Origin of the sequence: Acidisoma cellulosilyticum (genome assembly GCF_020621385.1) — a bacterium.
GTDB lineage: Bacteria > Pseudomonadota > Alphaproteobacteria > Acetobacterales > Acetobacteraceae > Acidisoma > Acidisoma cellulosilyticum.
The window spans coordinates 446,167-466,558 of record NZ_JAESVA010000005.1; the positions used below are offsets into that span (position 1 = coordinate 446,167).

Here is a 20,392-nt window from a genome sequence, read left to right on the forward strand (position 1 = left end):
GGCAGGGAAGTCTGCGCGCCATGCGCATTTTCTGTCTTGCCCTTGTTCTGATCAATCTGCCGATCGCCGCGCGGGCGGCGGGAACACAGTTCCCCTTCTATGCCGCATACAAATCCTGGCTGATCGGTTGCGATAATACCGGTCGCTGCACCGCCCGCGCCTTCGCGCTGGACGGCGGCCCCGCGACCGATATCACGCTGACGCGCGCGGCCGGGCCGGACGGCGCTGTCACCGCCGCCATCCGTGGACAGGATGCGTTTGACGCCCTTGGCCTGACGCTGGACAGCAGGCCGATCACCCTCGGCGCGGGTTGGCAAAGGGTGAGCGATGATGACGGCACCAGCCTGACCGCGACCGGCCTCGGCCCAGTGCGGGCTTTGGTGAACCAGATCCGCAACGGCGCCGTGCTGGGTCTGGGCAAGACCATGACCATCCCGCTGGACGGTATCGCGGCCGCGCTGCTGCGTATGGATGCGGCGCAAGGCCGCGTCGGCACCGTGACCGCACTGCTCGATCCCGGCGACAAGCCGGCCAGCGCCGCGCCGCCTGCTTTGCCCGAGCCTGTCGTGGCACCGCATCCTGTGACCGCCACGCTGGCACCGGGCGAGGATGCAAAACTGATCGCTTTGGCACAGACGGCCAGCGCGGCGAGGGTCGCTAAGGAGGAATGCGATGCCCAGCCGGGGGAGATGACGCCCGAAGCCGATGCGCTATCTGACAAGACAGCGCTGGTTTTGCTGCCTTGCCTGATGGGCGCCTATCAGGGGTCTTCGCTCGGCGTGTTGGTGGATCGCACACAAGGGACGGTTTCCAAGCTCGTTCTGCCGATGAGCTTCCAGGGCAATCCGGCGCCGGATGACCCGACCGATATGCTGACCGAGCCGAATTTCGATGCCAAAACGGGGACCCTCAGCAGCTTCGCCAAGGGCCGGGGCCTGGGTGATTGCGGCCTGACCGCCAGTTGGATCTGGGACGGCCAGGCTTTTCAACTTGCGGCGCTGAACTATCAGGATGCCTGCGGCGGGGTGGAAGCGGGGGACTGGCCCGCGCTGTTCCGCTCCCATCCTTAACGCCCTGGCTTAGTGGCCGACGCCCTTCTGCTCCAGCAGTTCCAGCTTCGCCATGGCACCCTCGGACAGGTGGATTTCCGCCGCCTCCAGATTCTCGCGCAGATGTCCGCGCGAACTGGTGCCGGGGATCAGCATGATATTGGGCGAGCGGCGCAGCAGCCAGGCGAGTGCCACCTGCATCGGCGTCGCACCGGCATGCTCGGCCACTTCGCTCAGGATGGTGGATTGCAGCGGCGAGAAGCCGCCCAGCGGGAAGAAGGGCACATAGGGAATGCCCTCATCGGCCAGGAAATGCACCAGCGCCTCATCCTCGCGATGGGCGAGGTTGAAGGCGTTCTGCACGCAGACGATGGGCACAATCTGCCGCGCGTCATCGACCTGTTTGCGGGTGACATTGCTGAGCCCGATATGGCGGATCAGCCCTTCGCGCTGCATCTCAGCCAGCGCATTCACCTGCTCTTCCAGCGGGCCTTCCGCCGGCCCATGCACTGAATGCATGCTGCGCAGATTGACCACTTCCAGTTGCTCCAGGCCCAGATTGCGAAGGTTATCCTCCACCGCCGCACGCAGTTCTGACGGCGACATGGCCGGCAGCCAATTGCCCTTGTCGTCGCGCTTGGCCGAAACCTTCGTCACGATGACGAGATCCTGGGTGTAAGGATGCAGCGCCTCGCGGATGATCTCATTCGTCACATGCGGCCCATAGAAATCGGACGTGTCGATATGGTTGACGCCGGATTCCACGGCCTCGCGCAGCACGGCAATGGCCTCGGCGCGGTCGCGCGGCGGGCCGAAAACGCCGGGCCCCGCCAGCTGCATCGCGCCATAGCCCATGCGGCGGACCGGTCGGTCACCCATGATATAGGTTCCAGCGGCATCGATTTTCGCCATGGTCAGTCTCCTCTTGTCTCTGAAAACGGAATTTAGGGACTGTTTGGCCGCTCGATAACCGCCGATAAAGCGGACACCCTGTTCACATGAGCGAACAATGGCCGCCGATCTCAACGAGCTTTCCCTTTTCCTGGCGGTCGCCAAAGCCGGCGGTTTCCGCCAGGCCGCGCGTGGCCTGAACCTCAGCCCTTCGGGGTTGAGTGAGGCCGTCAGCCGGCTGGAGAGCAAGCTTGGCCTGCGCCTGCTCCATCGCAGCACCCGCAGCCTGGCGCTGACCGAGGCCGGGCAGCGGCTGGTTGCCCGGCTGGCGCCGGCCCTCAGCGAGGTCGAGGCAGCGGTGGAGGCCGCGCAGGAATCCGCCCGCCATCCGGCCGGCACGCTGCGTCTGAATGTGCCGGTCAGCGCCGCGCGGCTGGTTCTGCCCGCGCTCGTCCCGCCCTTCCTCAAAGCCTATCCCGATATCCGGCTGGAAATCACGGCCGAGGAAAGCTTCGTGGATATTCTGGCGGCGGGCTGCGACGCCGGCATTCGCTATGATGAGCGGTTGGAGCAGGACATGATCGCGCTGCCCATCGGCCCGCGCCGGCAGCGCTACGCCGCAGGTGCCGCGCCCGACTATTTGTCCCGTCATGGCTTGCCCGCCCATCCGCGCGACCTTCTCGCCCATGCCTGCATGCGCGGGCGTTTCCCGAGTGGTGCGACTGATGTCTGGGAGTTCGAACGCGGCGAGGAAAAGCTGGTGGTGGAGCCGACCGGCCCGCTGCTGGTGACGATCGGCCCGACGACCGATCTGGCAGTCGACGCCGCGCTGGGTGGACTTGGCATCGTCTATATTTTCGAGGATTGGATCAGGCCCCATTTCGCCGCCGGCCGTCTGCTGCCGGTGCTGGAAGACTGGTGGCCGTCCTTTTCCGGGCCGTTCCTGTATTATTCCGGCCGGCGGCTGGTGCCACCGCCGTTGCGGGCGTTTATCGATTTTGTGCGGGCGATGGGGTAAGAAACTTAATAGTCTCCGTTGTGCGAAGTGGCGGATCGCATCCTCAATCGTTTCGGGACAGATAAACCTCACTATTTTCTATGCGAAATCGCAATGTGTTGATAATTTAGTTTGGCATCGTTTTCAGGCTTCCGTCGCGCCCGATCCATCCCAGGACAGCCCATGCCCCTCATACCGCCCCATGACGGATTAGACGGACTGGCGGCGGTGCGGCCACTCAGCGGCTTCGGCTGCGTGCGTAATCATCAGCAGCAAGGTCACGATGCCCTGACAGGGGCCGTCTATGAACTCGCAATCGTTGAATTGGACGATCAGGGGTGTGCCTATGACCGCATGCAGGTCGATCTTGTCGAGCAGCGCCTCGCAACACTGACAGCGGACTGCGTCGACGCCATCATCATTACCTTCACGCATGGTTGGAAACATGATGCGCGGAGTGATGATGACAACCTCTCGGCATTTCGTATTCTTCTGGCAAAAACGGTTGCTCACGAGAACAGCACCGCAGCTAATGCGGGGATAAAGCCAAGGCCGGTACTGGGCATTTTCATCGGCTGGCGTGGCCTGTCGCTCTACGGCCCGTCTGATTACGTTGCCAGCCTGACGACGTTCTTTACGCGCCAATCGGCCGGCAGGCGTGTCGCCGTGGGGTCGGTACGCGAGGTTTTCGGCCGGGCCCGAGCCTATCGCAAGGCGCGTCTGAAGCAGAAAGGCAATCCCGCTTCTGGTCATCGCCGGCCATAGTTTTGGCGGCATGATCGTCTTTTCGGCACTTGCGCAGTCATTGATCGAGGCCGCCGCGACGCCGGACGGCACGCTTGTGCCCAGCTTCGCGGATCTGGTTCTGCTCATCAATCCGGCGATCGAGGGTGCACGTTACCTCCCTATCTATGATCTTATCCGGAGCTTTGCCGCCAATCTGGCCCGACCTCTCCAATTGCCGGTCTTTGTCTGCGCCCAGGCCAGGAACGACTTTCCGGTTAGGAAACTATTCCCGGTGACGAGTTTTCTGTCATCCTTGACGCAAAGCACGATCGGCAGTCTGGAAAGGCGCTGTGTCAATCATGGCATTGGTTTTATCAAGGAATTTCGGACCCATGATATTGCGGGACCGACGGGGACCTTGCCATTCGACCTGAAACCGGTAGCGATCCGCACCCATAATCCCTTCTGGATGGTCCGGGCCGAGCCCGCTATCATCAACGGTCATGGCGGCATCTGGCAGGACGCCTTCCTGCTCTTCCTTGCCAGTCTCGTTTTTCAGCATGTGCAGCACAGCCAGGCGAGAAAGCACAAGCATGTTCAACCCTGCGGCGGCCCAGAGTCTTATATGGGGGCAACAGCTTTGCCGCTGCCGTTTGTTGACGGCAGTGTGCAGGACGGAAACCTGGCCGAGTTCGCCCGCGGTATCAAACTGGCGCCCCTGCAGCGGCGTTGATCTGGCGGCGCATCCGACGACGGGGAGGGGGCAGAACTTCTCGCCGCCGTTTCGGCATTATTCAGGCAGAGGCTCCCCTACCCGTCAGGATGTTCATCAATTTGCGTCGGGTAGAGAACAAGCTTAACTCAAGTTAGTCAAAGATAGCGCATCATTGCGAGAAGTTTATCATAGATTGGCAAAAAACAATGCTTCGGTTGTAGGAACTCGTTTGCTTGCTATGCTAGACAAAATGCTATGGCGGTGAAGCTTTCGATATTTACAATGTCCGCTGTAAAGAGAACGAACGCTTTCATGATCCGCATTTGTTACGGCAACAGAAACTCCACGTTGTATTGCTCGTTTGACTGAAGAACTCAAACGAATTTGGTCCGGCCAACTAAAAATGTTCTCATTGTATTTTAGGAATCCATTTAAGTTATGTTTGACGGTGTATGGCGGGTCAACAAACAAAAAATCTCCTTCGCTTGATTGGTCAATTGTTTTTTCAAAATCATGACAGTAAATTTCTGTTCGCTTAAGGGCTTCGCTGAAATTTTGGAAATTTTCATGTGGCAATATAACGGAAGTTTTAGTACCAATTGGAACGTTAAATTGGCCGCTGAGATTCACTCGATATAGACCGTTCCAACATGTTCGATTCAAATACAAAGTGCGAGCAGCTCGGTCAACCGAGGAACTTGGAATATTTGATCTTATTTCATAATAGTAACATTTATTGTGGTTTTTGTGATGCGTGAAAAGGGCCGCATGTAGATTTTTTGGCTTATCGCGCATGACTAGGTAGAGTTCTATTAGATCTTTGTTGAGATCTGACAATATTGCCGAATGTGGATTCAAACAAAAAAAGACAGCCCCGCTGCCGAGGAACGGTTCGATGTAACGTTTATAGGCGCTAGGCACGGGTAACTGGCCACTATTTACAAGCCAGCGTTTCCCACCAGCCCATTTCAAGAAAGGGGTAAGCATCATGAATCTACTGAAAATCCAAATTCAAAGATTTTCATCACCACGCATGACACGAAGAAGACGTGCTTCGCCGGATGTGCCTGGTGTGAAATTGTCAACAGTGAAATCACGATCCTTTAACAAAATGCGACTAAATACTTTTTCTTGATATTGATTGGGTGTCGGCACACTACCGGGAGAGCCAACGCGCGAGTAAGCGTATCTAAAAAATCTCATTAAAGCACGAAAGCCATTAGTTCGATTAAGGACATAGCCGCGACCCTGTTCGTTCCATGCGATAGGCCAACGATTTTTCACAGCCACAAAATAATTGTTGACTATACGTGCAATGTCAATGTCTTTCTCTTCAGAAAACAATAAGCGCAATGGATATCTCTGTAAATCATCATTTAAGTAAGTAGGAATTTTTTGTCCTCGGATGAGTTTATCTCGATCAACACGAGGGTCTTTACTAATATAGGAAATAATTGATTCTACAAAAGTCGCCTGTGTTATCGGTTCAAAAACGCGTCCCTCGGTAGCGATTCCAAGGCGTTTGATTCGCCCAAACAATGGTGAATCACTATCTCGATCGAGCGCTACCGCTATGTTGTGGCAGGTTTTTTGAGGACTGCGAGAATGAGCTAGGTCATATAAATCGTAGACAAGGCTTTTATTTACCTTAGTCTGCTCTAAGTTCACCGTTGCAAAAATCTGAGCCTGATCAGCGATATCTGCTCCAACAAAAATAGTCACGGACAAGTCGAATTCGGAAGAAGAAGCATTGAAACCATCGAGACCCGCTATGCGGTGTTGCCCGTCTAAGACACGGGCGATTCGAGCGAGATTAATACTTGGTGTCGTTTCTCCTTCAAGACAGTTGCTTATAGTCATCTTGCGCGCCTCTTCGTCATAGCGCACATAATCTTGCTCGACAGATAAAATGATTGAAGTTGGAAAAGAGGCATCTTTAAAATTTACGTAATCACGAAGCTTAGCAACGCGCTTTTCGTCAAGTGGGCGTTGAATCCCAAGATATCGTTCAAAATCTCTTTCGTCTCTTAAAACTCTTCTGACATCAAAATAGGTAATTGACAGCAGACGTTTGGAGGGGATGGCAGCTATAAATATATCACCAATAGGCTGACGTGCTCGCAAGCACGGAATTTCAAATGTTATCGGATCGAGATCATTTGGTGGATCGGAAGTCATTTTTGATCTTCCCATTTCCGAACGAAGTCATTCTCGCTCTTTGCCATCTGCGCAGCTGGGTGGTCCATACTATTGCGATAAGCTGTCGCGCAAAAAAATATCAGTGTAGAAAAAAGAAAAGTTATTATAGATACATTGGCTACACTATTGTAGTCGATAAATGTTGATAGTTCATTTTGGCTAAACAGTGGATTGCGAAGAACAAAAAAGGCAAAGCTTGATAAAATGCAAATTGCAAAACAGACAAATATAAATCCTGCCCCGTAGGGAAATCGAATCGAATACAATTTTAGCGGATGACCTGACACGCTATCGCTATTTCTCACGCCATAGCCTTTGGTAATAATGTAGATCAAAGGGCCAACCAAAGCCGCCGATAAGAGAAACAATTCTCCAGTTCTAATGCCTTCCCATGCACTTACTGCGACTTTGAAAATTGCATGGCTTAAAAGGGGCAGAAGCCACAAAGGCATAGTAGAAAAAATAGTGGCAACGACTACTTCGATAATGGCATCTGAAATCTCGTCCCGAGAGCAATAGGAAAGACGCCCGATAAAGGGACAGAATTTAATCCCGTCCAGGAGACGGGAACAAATAGCCTTGGCTTGCTCTCCGCCCAAAATACGCCCTCTGCCGTGTCACAAATCAAATTATTGTAGCTTCACAAACAATAATGTAGGCCCCTTGTGGGCTAGTCAAGACGACTTAGGCGCTGGACTTTGACACGGCCGCGCTTTGCTGCTTGGTCGTATGTAATAATTAACCTTGCGGCGAATGAAATTTTGTGCCGCGGGGTTGGCTGGCTACGCAATTTAGCCTGCCACGGTTCAATATTCGTCGCGCTTTAGACACAAAAATACGCCACGCCCTTTCGGGACATGGCGCTTACGCGAGGCGCCGCAGAGACTGAAAATCAGCTGCGCATCTTCGAAATCGCCGTATAGATCACGGCCGCGAGGATGCCACCGATGAACAGCGAGAAGGTCGCGATCTGGCCGGGGATGAAGTTCAGCGCAATCGCAATCAGCGTCGCGGGCACAACGGCCATCACCGCCACCGGATTGACGCCGCCCTGATACCAATAGGTATTGCCGGGACGGTCGCTGAACAAAGCCGGCACATCCACTTTCTGCATCTTCACCAGATAATAGTCGGCGAGCAGAATGCCATACAGCGGCCCGATGGCGGCAGCCAGCAGATCGACCGTGTAATGGATCGCCGCCGGGTTGCTGAACAGGTTCCAGGGCGTCAGGAAGATCGAACCGACAGCCGCGATCATGCCGCCCATGCGGAAGCTGATGCGGCTGGGCCAGACATTGGAGAAGTCGAAGGCCGGCGAGACGAAATTCGCCACGATATTGATGCCGATCGTCGCCGTCACGAAGGTAAAAGCGCCGAGCAGGGCGACGGCGGTATTGCCGATACGGCCGACCGTAATGACAGGGTCGGTGATCATCTTGCCGAAGACCGGAATGGTCCCCGAGACGACGACGACGGTGATGATGGAGAAGAACAGGAAATTGACCGGCAGACCCCATAGATTGCCGCGCTTCACATCCTTGTAGCTTCTGCAATAACGCGCGAAATCGGCAAAATTCAGTGTGGGACCCGCGAAATAGCCGGCAACGAGGGCGATGGCGACGATCATTTCCCACACGACCGCAGTACCGTGCAGATGCGTCGCCGACAGATCAAAGCTGATATTGCCCATGCCCGCCACTTCGACGATCCAGAGGGCGAGGGCGATCATCACCGCATAGACGGCAGGGCCTGCCCAGTCGATGAAGCGCTTGATGCTCTCCATGCCGCTCCAGAAAACAATCGCCTGCAGCACCCAGACGAGCAGGAAGCTCAGCCAACCCAGACCGTCCAGCCCGACGAAGCTGGAATGGCTCATACTCTGCATGCCGGGGAAGAATTTCAGCAGCACGATCTCGAGCGCGCCGGAGGCCAGATAGGTCTGAATGCCGTACCAGACGACGGCGATCAGCCCGCGAATGATGGCCGCGATATTCGCGCCATAGACGCCGAAGGAGATGCGCGCCACCACCGCATAAGGCACGCCGGCATTCTGCCCGGCCTTGCCGAGAAGATTGGCGAAGACCTGAACGATGGAAATGCCGACGAGCAGGCAAATCAACACCTGCCAGCCGGTCAGGCCCAGTGCGAACAGCGAGGCCGCAAAAACATAGCCGCCGACGCTATGCACGTCCGCCATCCAGAAGGCGAAGATATTGTACCAGGTCCAGTGCTGGGTTTTTTCACGCGCGGCGCCACTGCCGTCGCGGGCGAGGGGTGCCAGATCATCATTATAGAGCCGGTCCGAATAGGCGGCCGGAATATCATGGGGGGATGTCGCGACACTCATGGCGCGTCTCCCAGCCGGCGCGCTGTGCGCCTGTTGTTCTTTTCCGCCATCATCAGAGGGCTCCTTGCAATGACATGCATTATGGAGCCGCGCGACTAGTGTGACCTTCCTGTGACCAAGCTACCCGAAACCATGCCTCTGTCCAGAAATTTCAACCAAACTGTGTACACTTTTTGTGGCTGGTCGCCTGCGACTTGCCGCGCCTGGGGTGACGATGCCAAGCTTGCGGCTGGAATGCAGCTTCAGGGACGTGCCGCTTCATGGCTCATGAATTCTCGACCGCCGGCCAGTATGCCGGCGCCAATAGTCTGGGTGAGATTGACCAGGCGGCGCTGCGTCAGGCGCGGATCGATCTGGCGGCTTGTTTCCGCATGGCCGCGAAACTGGGGCTGGAGGAGGGGATCTGCAACCATTTCTCCGCTCTCGTGCCGGGGCGGGATGATCTGTTCCTCGTCAATCCTTATGGCCTCGCCTTTCGGGAAATCACCGCCTCCAGCCTGCTGGTCTGCGATTTCCACGGCAATGTGCTGGAAGGCGAGGGCAAGCCGGAAGCGACCGCCTTCTTCATCCATGCGCGTCTGCACAAGCTGCTGCCGCGCGCCCGCGCTGCCTTCCATACCCATATGCCCAATGCGACCGCGCTCAGCATGGTCGAAGGCGAACCCTTCGTCTGGGCCGGGCAGACCGCGCTAAAGTTCTACGGCCGTACGGCGGTGGACGATGCCTATAACGGTCTGGCACTGGACGAGGCGGAAGGCGACCGCATCGCCGGGTCCATGGGGGACGCCGATATCGTTTTCCTGCGCAACCATGGCGTGATGGTCACGGGTGCCTCCATCGCGGAAGCCTGGGACGATCTCTATTACCTGGAACGGGCGGCGGAGGTGCAGGTCAAGGCGCTGTCGACCGGCCGCAAACTGGTGCCGGTGCCGGCCGATATCGCGGCCCGCACGGCGGCGCAGATGCGCGAGGGTGACGCGGAATCCGCGCGTCTCCATCTGGACAGCGTCAAGCGCGTGCTGCGGCAGGACGATCCGGCTTTTGCGACGTAAGACCCGCGCAACCTCCCCAACCGCCCGAAAATCAGGCAGGAAGGGAGAATAGTCGGGGAAACGAATCGGATAATGAGCCAGAACGCCGCGCGACCAGCATCGCCACTCGCCCGCATCACCGGGGTTTTCGTCTATCTGTTCGAGCGGCTGCTGCCGGAACCCTTCGTTTTCGCCATTCTGCTGACGCTCCTGACCGCCTTGCTCGCTTTCATCTTCGCGCCGAAGAACACGGTGACGGAGGTGCTGACAGGCTGGTACGGCGGTATTTTCCAGATCTTCCCCTTTGCCTTCCAGATGGTGCTGATCCTGGTGACGGGCTATGCGCTGACCAGCGCGCCGCCGGTATCGGCCCTGCTGCGGCGGATCGCGGCCATCCCCCGCACGCCGCGCGGTGCCGTGGCGCTGACGGTCTTCGTCGGCCTTACCACCGTCACGCTCAACTGGGGTTTCGGTCTCGTCGCCTCGGCCGTCTTCGCCCGCGAAATCGCCAAGCGCCATCGGCTGGATTTCGCCTGGCTGCTGGCCGGCGCCTATAGCGGTTTCCTGATGTTCCCGCCCGGCCTGTCCAGTTCCATCGCGCTGGCCGAGGCCACGCCGGGGTCGCCGCTCAATATCACGCAGAAGCTGACGGGGGAGATCGTGCCCCTCAGCCATTCCCTGCTGGCGCCCTTCAACCTTGTGCCCTCCATCCTGCTCTTCATCATCCTGCCTTGGCTCTTCAGCCGCATGGAACCGCCGGAGGCGGAGATGCAGCCGGCCGATCAGGCGCGTCTGGCGAAGGAGGACGAGCCCAAGCCGCGTGTGGAAGCCAGCGGTCTGGCGGGCGTGCTGGATCGCGCCTGGATTCTGAACCTCGCCCTTGTCGTCGCGGCCTTCGGCTATATCGGCATGCAGCTTGCGCACGGAACCTTCCATCTCGACATCAATACGCTGATCCTGATTTTCCTCGCCCTTGGCCTGCTGCTGCATTGGCGCCCGATCGCCTATGTCGATGCGGTGAACGGCGCGGCGCGGGTCACGGGGTCGTTGCTGCTGCAATACCCGATCTATGGCGGCATCATGGGGATGATGACGGCGACGGGCCTGGCCGGTGTCATCGCCAAATGGTTCATCGTCATCTCGACGCCCATGACTTTGCCCTTCTGGGCCTTCATCTCCTCCATCATCATCAGCCTTTTCGTGCCGAGCGGCGGCGGACATTGGGCGGTGCAGGGGCCCTTCATCGTGCCGGCAGCGGTCGCCCTTCACGTCAATCAGGCGGCGGCGGCCCAGGCGGTGGGTTACGGTGAGGCGGTCGCCAATATGATCCAGCCCTTCTGGGCGCTGCCCTTGCTCGCCATCGCCGGTATCGGCATGCGGCGCGTGCTGGGCTTCACGGTGATGAGCTTCTTTGTCTCCTTCATCGTTTTCGGCGCTTCCGTTCTCTTCCTCGTCCGGTGATCTCCTTCACCACGCGTCGCGCCATGATGGCGACGGTTATCGCGGTCGCGGCGTCACCGGCCCGCGCCGCGACCGCGACGGATGCCATTGCCGCATTGGAAAGACAGAATGGCGGCCGGCTAGGGGTTTTCGCCGTTGATACCGGCACCAGGCGCAGCATCGCCTATCGGGCCGGGGAAAGATTCCCCCTGTGCAGCACGCATAAGCTGCTGACGGTGGCTGCCGTGCTGCATCGTGTGGACGAAGGCAAGATCACGCTCGACCGGCCTGTGCCGTATGGTCAGGCCGACCTGCTCGACTATGCGCCGATCACGCGCAAGAATCTCGGCGCTGGTTTCATGACGGCCGGTGCGCTCTGCGCTGCCGCGATTGATTGGAGCGACAATACGGCCGAGGACCTGCTGCTGGGGCTGATCGGCGGAGCGCAGGGCTGGACGCGCTTTGCCCGTTCGCTCGGGGACAAGACATCGCGGCTGGACCGGACGGAGCCGACGCTGAACACCGCCATCCCCGGCGATCCGCGTGATACCACGACGCCGGAAGCGATGGTGGCAGACCTTGACGCTGTCCTGCTGGGCGATGCGCTTCGCACAGCATCCCGCGCGCAACTCAATGCCTGGCTGCTGTCGAGTTCCATCGACGGCAATCTGATCCGGGCCGGCCTGCCGCAGGGCTGGCGCGTGGGTGACAAATCAGGCTCCGGCGGGCATGGCACGCGCAACGATATCGGCATCATATACCCGCCCAACGCGGCGCCGATCCTGGCAGCGGTCTATTATACGGAGACGACGCAACCGCTGGCTGGGCGGGAGAAGCTGATCGCCGAGACGGGGCGGATTATCGCTCAGGCGTTCGGCTAAAACGCCGCCGTCTCGAAAATCCCCACGATCCAATCGAGAAAAACCCGCAGGCGCGGCGCCAGTTGGCGGTTCTGCGGATACAAAGCCGAGAGCAGCGTCGGTGTCGGCGGAAAGTCAGGCAGCACCTGCAACAGCGCGCCGCTGGCGAGGTCCGGTGCGAAGCGGTAGCGCGGCGCCTGCACCAGCCCGAAGCCGAGGCGCGCAAGCTCGGCCATCGTATCCAAGTTGCCGACCGTCACCCGGCTGGTCAGCCGCATGGTCCGCAGCACGCCGTTATGCATGAATTCCAGCGGCAAGGTTTCGCCCGTGCGGGAGGAGACGAAGCCCACCATGCGGTGATGGTCCGCCAGTTCGTCCGGCGTCTTCGGCATACCGTGAGCGGCGATATAGGACGGGCTTGCGACCGTCACCTCCTCGATCAGCCCAAGGCGGCGGATGATCATGCTGCTGTCGGTCGGGTCGCCGGCGCGGATGACGCAATCCACGCCCTCGCGCACCAGATCGATCAGCCGGTCGCCTTGGCCCAGATGTAGGTCGATCAGCGGATAGCGCGCCATGAAAGCGGGCAGATGCGGCAGCAGAAAGCTGCGCGTCAGCTGACTATTGGCGTCCACCCGCAGTAACCCGCGCGGCCGCGCATCCCGAAAACTATTCTCAGCCTCATCCAGATCGAGAAGCAGCGCCAGGCAGCGCTGATAGTAGCTCTGACCGTCCAGCGTGGGGGCCACATGCCGCGTCGTGCGTTCCAACAGCCGGACACCCAGATGCGCTTCCAGATCCTTGATCGCCTCGGTCGCGGTCGATCGCGGCAGGCCGATATCGGCAGCGGCGGCGGTAAAACTGCCACGCTCCACCACGCGAATGAAAAGGCGCATGCGGTCGATCCGGTCCATGACGCATTATTCGCCACAGCCGAACACTCTTGCCAAGATGGCCAGGATTATCCAGGCATCGAAGAAGCCTATCTCTGCGGTCAACACATGCAGGAGACAGTCGATGACTGAGACAAAACAGCGCACGGCGATCGTGACCGGTGGCTCCAAAGGCATCGGCGCTGCCATTGCCCAGCGCCTCGCGCGCGACGGGATCGCCGTCGTCGTGAATTACAGCCGGGGGCGCAGCGAGGCCGAGCAGGTGGTCAGTGCCATCGAAAGTGCCGGCGGCCGCGCCGTCGCGGTTCAGGCCGATCTCGGCGCGGCTAATGGCGTCATCACGCTGTTCGACGCGGCGGAGCAGGCTTTCGGTGGCGTCGATATCCTGGTGAACAATGCCGGCATGATGACGCTCGGCGCGATCGCCGAGGTGACGGATGCGGAGTTCGAGGCGCAGCTGGCGTTGAATATCGGCGGCGTCTTTCGCGGCATGCGGGAGGGGGCCAGGCGTCTGCGTGACGGTGGGCGCATCATCAGCTTCTCCTCCAGCGTCGTCGGCCTCTATCAGCCCGGCTACGGCGTCTATGCCGGCACCAAGGCAGCGGTCGAGGCCATGACCCATATCCTGGCGAAGGAAACGGCCAAGCGCGGCATCACCGTCAATGTCGTCGCCCCCGGTCCGGTCGAGACGCAGCTGTTTCTGGACGGCAAGAGTGAGGCGCAGCTGAAGGCCATCGCCGGCATGAACCCCTTCGGCCGTCTGGGCCAGCCGGAGGATATCGCCCATGTCGTCGCGTTTCTGGCCGGCGCGGAGAGTGGATGGATCAACGGTCAGATTATCCGCGCCAATGGTGGCGTGATCTGATGCAGTCGGATTTTCGGAGGGAGAATAGGAAATGTTTTTCGTGAATTTCAAGCTGCCGCAATCATACGGATCTTAAGCGTGGGGCTGCTGCTGCTGCGTTAGCCAATGCAGCAGCCCCCATTCTCAGTAATAAGACCAGTAACCGCTCATGTTCTCGTGGTCCTTGACCCATTTGCGATGCAGGTAGTGATGGCCGTGATGCGTATAATCGCCTCGTTCGATTTTGGCGGGCGATGGGGTGGTATTCGCCATCGCCGTCGACCCGCTCCCTGCAAGCAATAGAATCACGAATGTTGCCAGCAATTTATTGGCACAGGAATCCGTTTTCATAATCGGCTGCTCATTCCCTCGTTACACATTATTATATGTCTGATTGCCGTAGCATGATCAACGCCAAGCCGGATTCATTGCCATGAACTCGGCATCACAGAAAAGTGAGAGCATTCATCCGTGTCAACGGCAAGCGTAAGATAAACGACATGAGTTCGGCCGGCTTCTTACCAACAATTCGCTGCCCTGGTCCGTCTCAGCTTCCAACGGACGTGTCGACGGCGAGTCCGGAAGCATTTCCTGCAGAAGCGAGCGTCCCCCCTGGCGCGAAGGACCGACGCTGGCAGCGGGAGCGGCTCCCTCAAGCCTGTTCAGCCCGCAGCAACGAGCCCTCGCCCAATATCGCACCGCAACGCGCGCAGTGGGTTTTTCCGGCGGTTTTTCGCATGCGTCGTTGGTCTCTCGCATGCAGCACGGCCGCGATCGGGATCAGCAGGGGAAGGGCAATGATCCCCGCAATCATCGCCAGGATTAGGCCTATTGTCTTAATAATGGCATGCTAGCAGCGCTCACTTCGCAGGTCATAAGCTTCTCCCCGTCGCCCTTGACAATAGGAACAATGTTCCGTTTTAAGGTGGGAAAATCTGCGCTTGTGTGAGACATGCCGGTTTCGGCCGACGATCATTAGCTGCAATCACGCGGTCACAAGCCAAAAGCAAGAGAGCCTATGTCACCCGTCTTATCGATTTCCGCTGTCACAAAAACCTATAAATCCGGACAGACCGCCCTTCACGCCATCGATCTTGCGGTCGAAAAAGGCGAGATCTTCGCGCTTCTCGGCCCCAATGGCGCCGGCAAAACGACGCTGATCAGCATCATCTGCGGCCTCGTCTCGATGACCTCGGGCCGCATATCCGTCGATGGCCATGACATCATCACCGACTATCGCGCAGCCCGCGGCATAATCGGATTGGTGCCGCAGGAGATTTCGCTCGATATCTTCGCGACGGTCGAAAACACCGTGCAATTCAGTCGCGGCCTTTTCGGCAAATCCGCAAACCCTGCCTATATCGAACAGATTCTCCGCGATCTCTCGCTGTGGGAAAAACGCGGCGCACGCGTCAACGAACTGTCGGGCGGGATGAAGCGCCGGGTGATGATCGCCAAGGCGCTGAGCCATGAGCCGGATATTCTGTTCCTTGACGAGCCGACCGCCGGTGTCGACGTCAATCTGCGTCGTGACATGTGGGACCTCGTGCGCCGGCTGCGGGACCGTGGCGTCACCGTCATCCTGACCACGCATTACCTTGAGGAAGCGGAGGAGATGGCGGACCGCGTCGGGGTCATCGATCGCGGACGCCTGGTGCTGGTCGAGGAGACGGCGACGCTGATGCGCAAGATGGGCAAGCGGCGGTTGAGCGTCACGATGCAGCAGCGGATGACGGCTATCCCGCCTGCGCTGTCCGGCTGGCCCTTGCGGCTGGAAGCGGACGGCGAACGCCTTGTCTATGAATTCGACGCGAATGCGCCGGATACTGGCATGCCGCTGTTGCTGCGGGAATTGGCCGCCGCCGGGATTGATTACAAAGACCTCGAAACGGGCCGGAGTTCGCTCGAAGATATTTTCGTGGGTCTGGTGGAGAGTGGCGTATGAGCGTGGTCAACCTGCCCGGCATGTGGGCCATCTACCGCGCCGAAATGGCGCGCACGCGGCGGACCGTTCTGCAGAGTGTAGCGACGCCCGTGCTGACGACCGTGCTGTATTTCATCGTGTTCGGCACGGCCATCGGGTCGCGCATGCATCAGGTCGGCGGGGTCGGTTACGGCGCCTTCATCGTGCCGGGTCTGATCATGCTGACGCTGCTGACCCAGGGCATTTCCAACGCCTCGATCGCGATCTATTTCCCGAAATTCACCAAGACGATCTTCGAGCTTTTATCCGCGCCGATTTCCAGCCTGGAAGTGGTGCTGGCCTATGTCGGCGCGGCGGCTACGAAATCGATCATGATCGGTCTGATCATCCTGGTGACGGCGACCTTCTTCGTGCCGGTGCGGATCATGCATCCCGGCTGGATGATCGCCTTCCTTGTGCTGACGGCGCTGACCTTCAGCCTGTTCGGCTTTCTGATCGGCATCTGGGCCGAAAGTTTCGAGCAGCTGGCGATCGTGCCGTCCCTGGTGGTGACGCCGCTGACCTTCCTCGGCGGCGCCTTCTATTCAATCGACATGCTGCCGCAGCCCTGGCGGACGGTCAGCCTGTTCAATCCGGTCGTTTATCTGGTCAGCGGCTTCCGCTGGAGCTTCTATGGCGTGGGCGATGTCGGCGTCGGTATCAGCCTTGTCTTCATCCTGGCGTTCATGGCGCTGTGCCTGGCGGTGCTGTGGTGGATCTTCCGCACCGGCTATCGTCTCAAGCCGTGACGCGCATTGCCGCGATGACGGCCCGCAGACCGGCGGAGATATATTTCCGCGAGGGGTAATAGAGATAAAGCGCGGTCTCCGGCTCTATCCAATCGGCCAGGCAACCGACAAGTCGGCCGCTGTCGATATGGGGTTGCGCGCGATACCCCCCGTCCGCCATGGGCGGTGGATCACACAACTGCCGCGTCGGGGCAGGTATTTTGAACGGGATCGCTCAGTAACGGCCAAAGTATAGACGGTCTCAGCGCAGGATAAGCCAAAAAAAAGCAGTCGATCTGTCGTTTTATAGTGATCCGCTGTGGCGGAAAGCGGGCATTCCGCTTAAGCAGATGCGTCGTTTCCGCAAACGACGATCGCCTGGATGACAAGCGAGATGCGCGCGTCGCGTGCGCTGGGCCTGATCCGGCCTGACCCTTCGAGTGCGGCGAGCCCGTGCAGGGCTGCCCAAAACGTCTCGGTCATCAGGTCAGTATCGACGCAGAACGGTGCGACGACCGCAGCAAGGGCCCCGAACGCGGCGCGGAGTTCCGGTCTGGTATCACCGACGGCGAAGCGCAAATCCGTGGGCAGGATAAACATGGCCTCGTAGAGTGCAGGGCGACTGAGCGCAAAGGCGAGATAGGCCAGGGCGACAGCCTTGAGGGCATTCCCTGTGTCGGTCGCGCCAAGGGCCGCTTCCCGAAGTGCCAGGGTGAATTCCTGAAACCCCTCGACGGCGACGGCGCTTACAATCGCGGTTCTATTCTCGAAATGGGCGTAGAGGACGGGCTGACTATATTCGATCTCATTGGCCAGACGGCGGATGGTCACGGCATCCCATCCTTCGCGCTCCGCGATGACGCGCGCTGCCGCGACAATGCGCTGCTCGCGCTCAGCCCGATCTCTCCCTTTCCGCTCGGCGATGCCCAATCTTCGATCTCCCAGATCGAGGGATCATACCGACGCTTGATTATCTAGCAATGGTATATTATTAATCTAGCGACGCTAGATAATTTCAAATGGCTAGATAGGAAGACGTCATGCACTGGTTTGCGCCTGGATTGGCCTTGCTCCCGGCTGTCGCGTTTATCGCGACCCCGATGATCGCAGGAGTCTGAGATGGTCCATAGTTTTTCAATCTGGCTCATCGCTGCCGGATTCCTCGGCGCGGGCCTGGTCAACGCGATTGGCACGGCCGGGACGCGGAGCGATTTCGCGCGCTGGGGTTATCCGCATTGGTGGGGCCGTGTGACGGGTGGGTTGGAGGTGATATGCGCGGTTCTGATTGCGCTCCCCGTCAGCCGCATTTTGGGTCTGGCGCTGGGGGCGGCCATCATTGCGGCTGCGGTTGTGACGGTTCTACGCCACCGCGATTTTTCGCATCTGGCACCGCTGAGCGTCTTTGCCGCCTTGCTTGTTGTCGCGGCGGTCTTGGTCTGAGAACCCAGCCTGGCCGATCGCTACCCGCCGCGCTTCGCGTTCCGGCCGCGGGCGAGTTCCGTGATCATGCCGTGCAAGGTCCGCAATTCCTGCTCGGTCACTTCGCCGCGCTGGAACAGATGGCGGACATTGCGCACCATGCCGGGGCGCTTCGGCTCATTGCGCAGGAAACCGCAATCGTCCAGCTCGCGCACCAGATGGCCGAGGAAGTTTTCCAACTCGCCTTTGGTGGCGACGCGGGTTTCATTCGTCATCAGCTCGCGGGGGGATGACGGCTCATCCGCCATCCACCATTCATAGGCCATCACCATCACGGCTTGCGCCAGGTTGAGGGACATGAAGGCAGGGTTCAGCGGATAGCGCACCAGCATATCGGCATGGGCCATGTCGTCATTCTCCAGCCCTGCGCGTTCGGGACCGAACAGAATGCCGCTGCGCAGGCCCGTCGCGGTGGCGGCGCGGAGTTCGGCGGCAGCCCCACGGGCCGTCAGGATCGGCTTGATGATATGGCGCGGGCGCGGGCAGGTGGCCGCGACATGATGCAGGTCGGCGACGGCCTCGGCCACCGTCTCGAAAACCTGCGCCTCGTCCAGAATACGATCGGCGCCGGAGGCCATCCGCCAGGCGCGCTCCTGCGGCCAGCCGTCACGCGGGGCGACAAGGCGCAGATGGAACAGACCGCCATTGGCCATGCAGCGCGCGACCGAGCCGATATTATCGGCCAGTTGCGGGCGGACCAGGATCACGACCGGGCTATTGCCGATGGGGCCGATATCGGCCCCCGCGTCACGGCCGGTCATACGCTCGCATCCGCACGGCGCCAGGTCGTGCCGCCGGGTCCGTCTTCGAGCAGAATGCCCTGGGCCAGCAATGCCGCGCGAATGGCGTCCGCACGGGCGAAATCCTTTGCCTTGCGGGCGGCGAGCCGGTCCGCGATCGCCTGTTCAACCGCTGAGCCATCGATGCCGCCCTGAAACCAGCTTTGCGGATCGGCCTGCAGAATGCCCAGCACGCGGCCCGCCGCATGCAGCCCGGCGGCGGCCAGCGCATCCCCGGCCATGGCGCGGTCCGCCAGGCTATGCAGCGCGGCGATGGCAGCCGGTGTATTGAGGTCATCGCAGAGGGCGGCCATCACCTCGGCCGGTACCGCTGCATGCGGTTCCTCGGCGAAGCTCGGCGCATGGCGCGACAGGGCGCGATAGAAGCGGTCCAGTTCGCGGCGGGCTTCCACCAGCCCGGCCTCGGTGAAATCGACCGAAGCGCGGTAATGGCTGCGCAGCAGCAGAAACCGCACGGCCTCACCGGGCGCGATGCTCAGCACGTCACGCACGGTGCGGAAATTGCCCAGGGATTTGGACATCTTCTCGCCGTTCACCAGCAGCATGCCGTTATGCATCCAGGTGCGGGCGAATTGGCTCCCCGGGAAGGCGCAGCAACTCTGCGCCATCTCATTCTCATGATGCGGGAAGATCAGATCGCCGCCGCCGCCATGAATATCGAAATCCTCGCCCAGATAGCGCCAGGACATGGCCGAGCATTCGATATGCCAGCCCGGCCTTCCGTAGCCCCAGGGGCTGTCCCAGCCCGGCATATCGCCGGTCGACGGCTTCCACAGCACAAAATCCCCGGCGTCGCGCTTATAGGGCGCGACTTCCACCCGCGCCCCGGCGATCAGTTCGTCCCGGCTGCGGCCCGAGAGATGGCCGTAATGCGGGTCGCTGGCGACCGCGAACAGCACATGGCCCTCGGCCGCATAGGCATGGCCGTTCGCCATCAGCTTTTCGATGATCGCGATCATCTGCGGAATATTGTCGGTGGCGTGCGGCTCGATATCCGGCGGCAGCGCGCCCAATTCCGCCATATCGGCGTGGAAATCGGCGGTCGTCTGCTCGGTGATCGTGGCGATCGGGACGCCGCGCTCGGCCGCGCGGATCATGATCTTGTCGTCGATATCCGTGATATTGCGGACATAGGTGACGCGGGGGAAGATCTCGCGCAGCAGCCGCGCCAGCACGTCGAAGACGACGACAGGCCGGGCATTGCCCAGATGCGCGCGGTCATAGACCGTGGGTCCGCAGCAATAGAGGCGGACATGCTCGGGGATAATCGGCCGGAAGGCCTCGTCCCGGCGGGTGAGGCTGTTATGGAGCGTGAGCGCGTGCATCCTGGCCTTTTGCCGCCCCGCGCCCTGTCCCGCAAGCAGCGCGTGAGCAAGGGTGGCCAGCAATGGGGAGCAGAGGGCGGAGCGGAGGAGGGGTGCGATCGCGCC

At 59.8% G+C, this 20,392-nt stretch carries 22 protein-coding genes; 11 read left to right on the forward strand and 11 right to left on the reverse strand.

What is annotated here, in order from left to right:
* The first annotated feature begins 20 nt into the window (after window positions 1–20).
* Window positions 21–1,070: a DUF1176 domain-containing protein gene (locus ACELLULO517_RS17020; protein WP_227308597.1), complete on the forward strand. Its 1,050-nt coding sequence runs from the start codon at window positions 21–23 to the stop codon at window positions 1,068–1,070.
* Between the two features lie 9 nt (window positions 1,071–1,079).
* On the opposite strand, the gene ACELLULO517_RS17025 is transcribed toward ACELLULO517_RS17020, so the two are convergent.
* Window positions 1,080–1,961, reverse strand: a complete 882-nt coding sequence (locus ACELLULO517_RS17025) for an aldo/keto reductase family oxidoreductase (RefSeq protein ID WP_227308598.1) — start codon at window positions 1,959–1,961, stop codon at window positions 1,080–1,082.
* Window positions 1,962–2,058: 97 nt separating this feature from the next.
* On the opposite strand from ACELLULO517_RS17025, the gene ACELLULO517_RS17030 reads away from it, so the two are divergent.
* From ACELLULO517_RS17030 to ACELLULO517_RS17040, 3 genes are all read left to right on the forward strand, one after another.
* Window positions 2,059–2,958: a LysR family transcriptional regulator gene (locus ACELLULO517_RS17030; RefSeq protein ID WP_227308599.1), complete on the forward strand. Its 900-nt coding sequence runs from the start codon at window positions 2,059–2,061 to the stop codon at window positions 2,956–2,958.
* Window positions 2,959–3,120: 162 nt separating this feature from the next.
* A complete protein-coding gene (locus ACELLULO517_RS17035; RefSeq protein ID WP_227308600.1) occupies window positions 3,121–3,702 on the forward strand; it encodes a hypothetical protein in 582 nt (193 codons plus the stop codon).
* A 10-nt stretch (window positions 3,703–3,712) separates the two neighbouring features.
* Window positions 3,713–4,396, forward strand: coding sequence for a hypothetical protein (locus tag ACELLULO517_RS17040; RefSeq protein WP_227308601.1), 684 nt, complete (start codon window positions 3,713–3,715; stop codon window positions 4,394–4,396).
* 168 nt (window positions 4,397–4,564) lie between these two features.
* Here ACELLULO517_RS17040 and ACELLULO517_RS17045 read toward each other — a convergent pair whose 3' ends face one another.
* From ACELLULO517_RS17045 to ACELLULO517_RS17060, 4 genes are all read right to left on the reverse strand, one after another.
* Window positions 4,565–5,368 carry a DNA adenine methylase gene (locus ACELLULO517_RS17045; protein ID WP_227308602.1) on the reverse strand — a complete coding sequence of 268 codons (804 nt, stop codon included), beginning with the start codon at window positions 5,366–5,368 and terminating at the stop codon, window positions 4,565–4,567.
* Window positions 5,369–5,389: 21 nt separating this feature from the next.
* Window positions 5,390–6,556, reverse strand: a complete 1,167-nt coding sequence (locus tag ACELLULO517_RS17050; protein WP_227308603.1) for a DGQHR domain-containing protein — start codon at window positions 6,554–6,556, stop codon at window positions 5,390–5,392.
* Window positions 6,553–7,176 carry a hypothetical protein gene (locus tag ACELLULO517_RS17055; RefSeq protein WP_227308604.1) on the reverse strand — a complete coding sequence of 208 codons (624 nt, stop codon included), beginning with the start codon at window positions 7,174–7,176 and terminating at the stop codon, window positions 6,553–6,555. The genes ACELLULO517_RS17050 and ACELLULO517_RS17055 overlap by 4 nt, the downstream gene beginning before the upstream one ends.
* Window positions 7,177–7,469: 293 nt before the next feature.
* Window positions 7,470–8,924, reverse strand: a complete 1,455-nt coding sequence (locus tag ACELLULO517_RS17060; RefSeq protein ID WP_227308605.1) for an NCS1 family nucleobase:cation symporter-1 — start codon at window positions 8,922–8,924, stop codon at window positions 7,470–7,472.
* 260 nt (window positions 8,925–9,184) lie between these two features.
* Here ACELLULO517_RS17060 and ACELLULO517_RS17065 point away from each other — a divergent pair, with 260 nt between their 5' ends.
* The 3 genes from ACELLULO517_RS17065 (at window position 9,185) to bla (ending at window position 12,276) form a co-directional block, all read left to right on the forward strand.
* Complete coding sequence (locus ACELLULO517_RS17065) at window positions 9,185–9,976, forward strand: aldolase (protein ID WP_227308606.1); 792 nt, start codon at window positions 9,185–9,187, stop codon at window positions 9,974–9,976.
* A gap of 72 nt (window positions 9,977–10,048) precedes the next feature.
* Window positions 10,049–11,416 carry a short-chain fatty acid transporter gene (locus tag ACELLULO517_RS17070; protein ID WP_227308607.1) on the forward strand — a complete coding sequence of 456 codons (1,368 nt, stop codon included), beginning with the start codon at window positions 10,049–10,051 and terminating at the stop codon, window positions 11,414–11,416.
* 23 nt (window positions 11,417–11,439) lie between these two features.
* A complete protein-coding gene (gene bla / locus ACELLULO517_RS17075; protein ID WP_227308608.1) occupies window positions 11,440–12,276 on the forward strand; it encodes a class A beta-lactamase in 837 nt (278 codons plus the stop codon).
* On the opposite strand, the gene ACELLULO517_RS17080 is transcribed toward bla, so the two are convergent.
* Complete coding sequence (locus tag ACELLULO517_RS17080) at window positions 12,273–13,151, reverse strand: LysR family transcriptional regulator (protein WP_319796437.1); 879 nt, start codon at window positions 13,149–13,151, stop codon at window positions 12,273–12,275. The two genes, bla and ACELLULO517_RS17080, sit on opposite strands and share 4 nt — an antisense overlap.
* Window positions 13,152–13,272: 121 nt before the next feature.
* Here ACELLULO517_RS17080 and ACELLULO517_RS17085 point away from each other — a divergent pair, with 121 nt between their 5' ends.
* Window positions 13,273–14,013 (forward strand): SDR family oxidoreductase, encoded by a 741-nt coding sequence (locus ACELLULO517_RS17085; RefSeq protein ID WP_227308610.1) that lies wholly within the window; start codon window positions 13,273–13,275, stop codon window positions 14,011–14,013.
* A gap of 123 nt (window positions 14,014–14,136) precedes the next feature.
* Here the strand turns inward: ACELLULO517_RS17085 and ACELLULO517_RS17090 are convergent, their stop codons facing one another.
* Window positions 14,137–14,343: a hypothetical protein gene (locus tag ACELLULO517_RS17090; RefSeq protein WP_227308611.1), complete on the reverse strand. Its 207-nt coding sequence runs from the start codon at window positions 14,341–14,343 to the stop codon at window positions 14,137–14,139.
* A gap of 667 nt (window positions 14,344–15,010) precedes the next feature.
* On the opposite strand from ACELLULO517_RS17090, the gene ACELLULO517_RS17095 reads away from it, so the two are divergent.
* Together ACELLULO517_RS17095 and ACELLULO517_RS17100 are read left to right on the forward strand one after the other, a co-directional pair.
* Entirely contained in the window at window positions 15,011–15,937 is a 927-nt protein-coding gene (locus ACELLULO517_RS17095; protein WP_227308612.1) for an ABC transporter ATP-binding protein, read from the forward strand.
* Window positions 15,934–16,704: an ABC transporter permease gene (locus tag ACELLULO517_RS17100; RefSeq protein ID WP_227308613.1), complete on the forward strand. Its 771-nt coding sequence runs from the start codon at window positions 15,934–15,936 to the stop codon at window positions 16,702–16,704. Before ACELLULO517_RS17095 ends, ACELLULO517_RS17100 begins: the two co-directional genes overlap by 4 nt.
* On the opposite strand, the gene ACELLULO517_RS17105 is transcribed toward ACELLULO517_RS17100, so the two are convergent.
* The gene (locus tag ACELLULO517_RS17105) at window positions 16,694–16,864 is read right to left on the reverse strand and encodes a type 2 periplasmic-binding domain-containing protein (protein ID WP_227308614.1); all 171 of its coding nucleotides are present in this window, start codon (window positions 16,862–16,864) and stop codon (window positions 16,694–16,696) included. The two genes, ACELLULO517_RS17100 and ACELLULO517_RS17105, sit on opposite strands and share 11 nt — an antisense overlap.
* A gap of 161 nt (window positions 16,865–17,025) precedes the next feature.
* The gene (locus ACELLULO517_RS17110) at window positions 17,026–17,613 is read right to left on the reverse strand and encodes a TetR/AcrR family transcriptional regulator (protein WP_227308615.1); all 588 of its coding nucleotides are present in this window, start codon (window positions 17,611–17,613) and stop codon (window positions 17,026–17,028) included.
* Between the two features lie 189 nt (window positions 17,614–17,802).
* Between ACELLULO517_RS17110 and ACELLULO517_RS17115 the strand changes: the two genes are divergently transcribed.
* Window positions 17,803–18,123 carry a DoxX family protein gene (locus ACELLULO517_RS17115; RefSeq protein WP_227308616.1) on the forward strand — a complete coding sequence of 107 codons (321 nt, stop codon included), beginning with the start codon at window positions 17,803–17,805 and terminating at the stop codon, window positions 18,121–18,123.
* A gap of 20 nt (window positions 18,124–18,143) precedes the next feature.
* On the opposite strand, the gene ACELLULO517_RS17120 is transcribed toward ACELLULO517_RS17115, so the two are convergent.
* Both ACELLULO517_RS17120 and cysS read right to left on the reverse strand, forming a co-directional pair.
* Window positions 18,144–18,923, reverse strand: coding sequence for an RNA methyltransferase (locus ACELLULO517_RS17120; RefSeq protein ID WP_227308617.1), 780 nt, complete (start codon window positions 18,921–18,923; stop codon window positions 18,144–18,146).
* Entirely contained in the window at window positions 18,920–20,287 is a 1,368-nt protein-coding gene (cysS, locus tag ACELLULO517_RS17125; protein ID WP_227308618.1) for a cysteine--tRNA ligase, read from the reverse strand. The genes ACELLULO517_RS17120 and cysS overlap by 4 nt, the downstream gene beginning before the upstream one ends.
* Window positions 20,288–20,392: the final 105 nt, after the last annotated feature.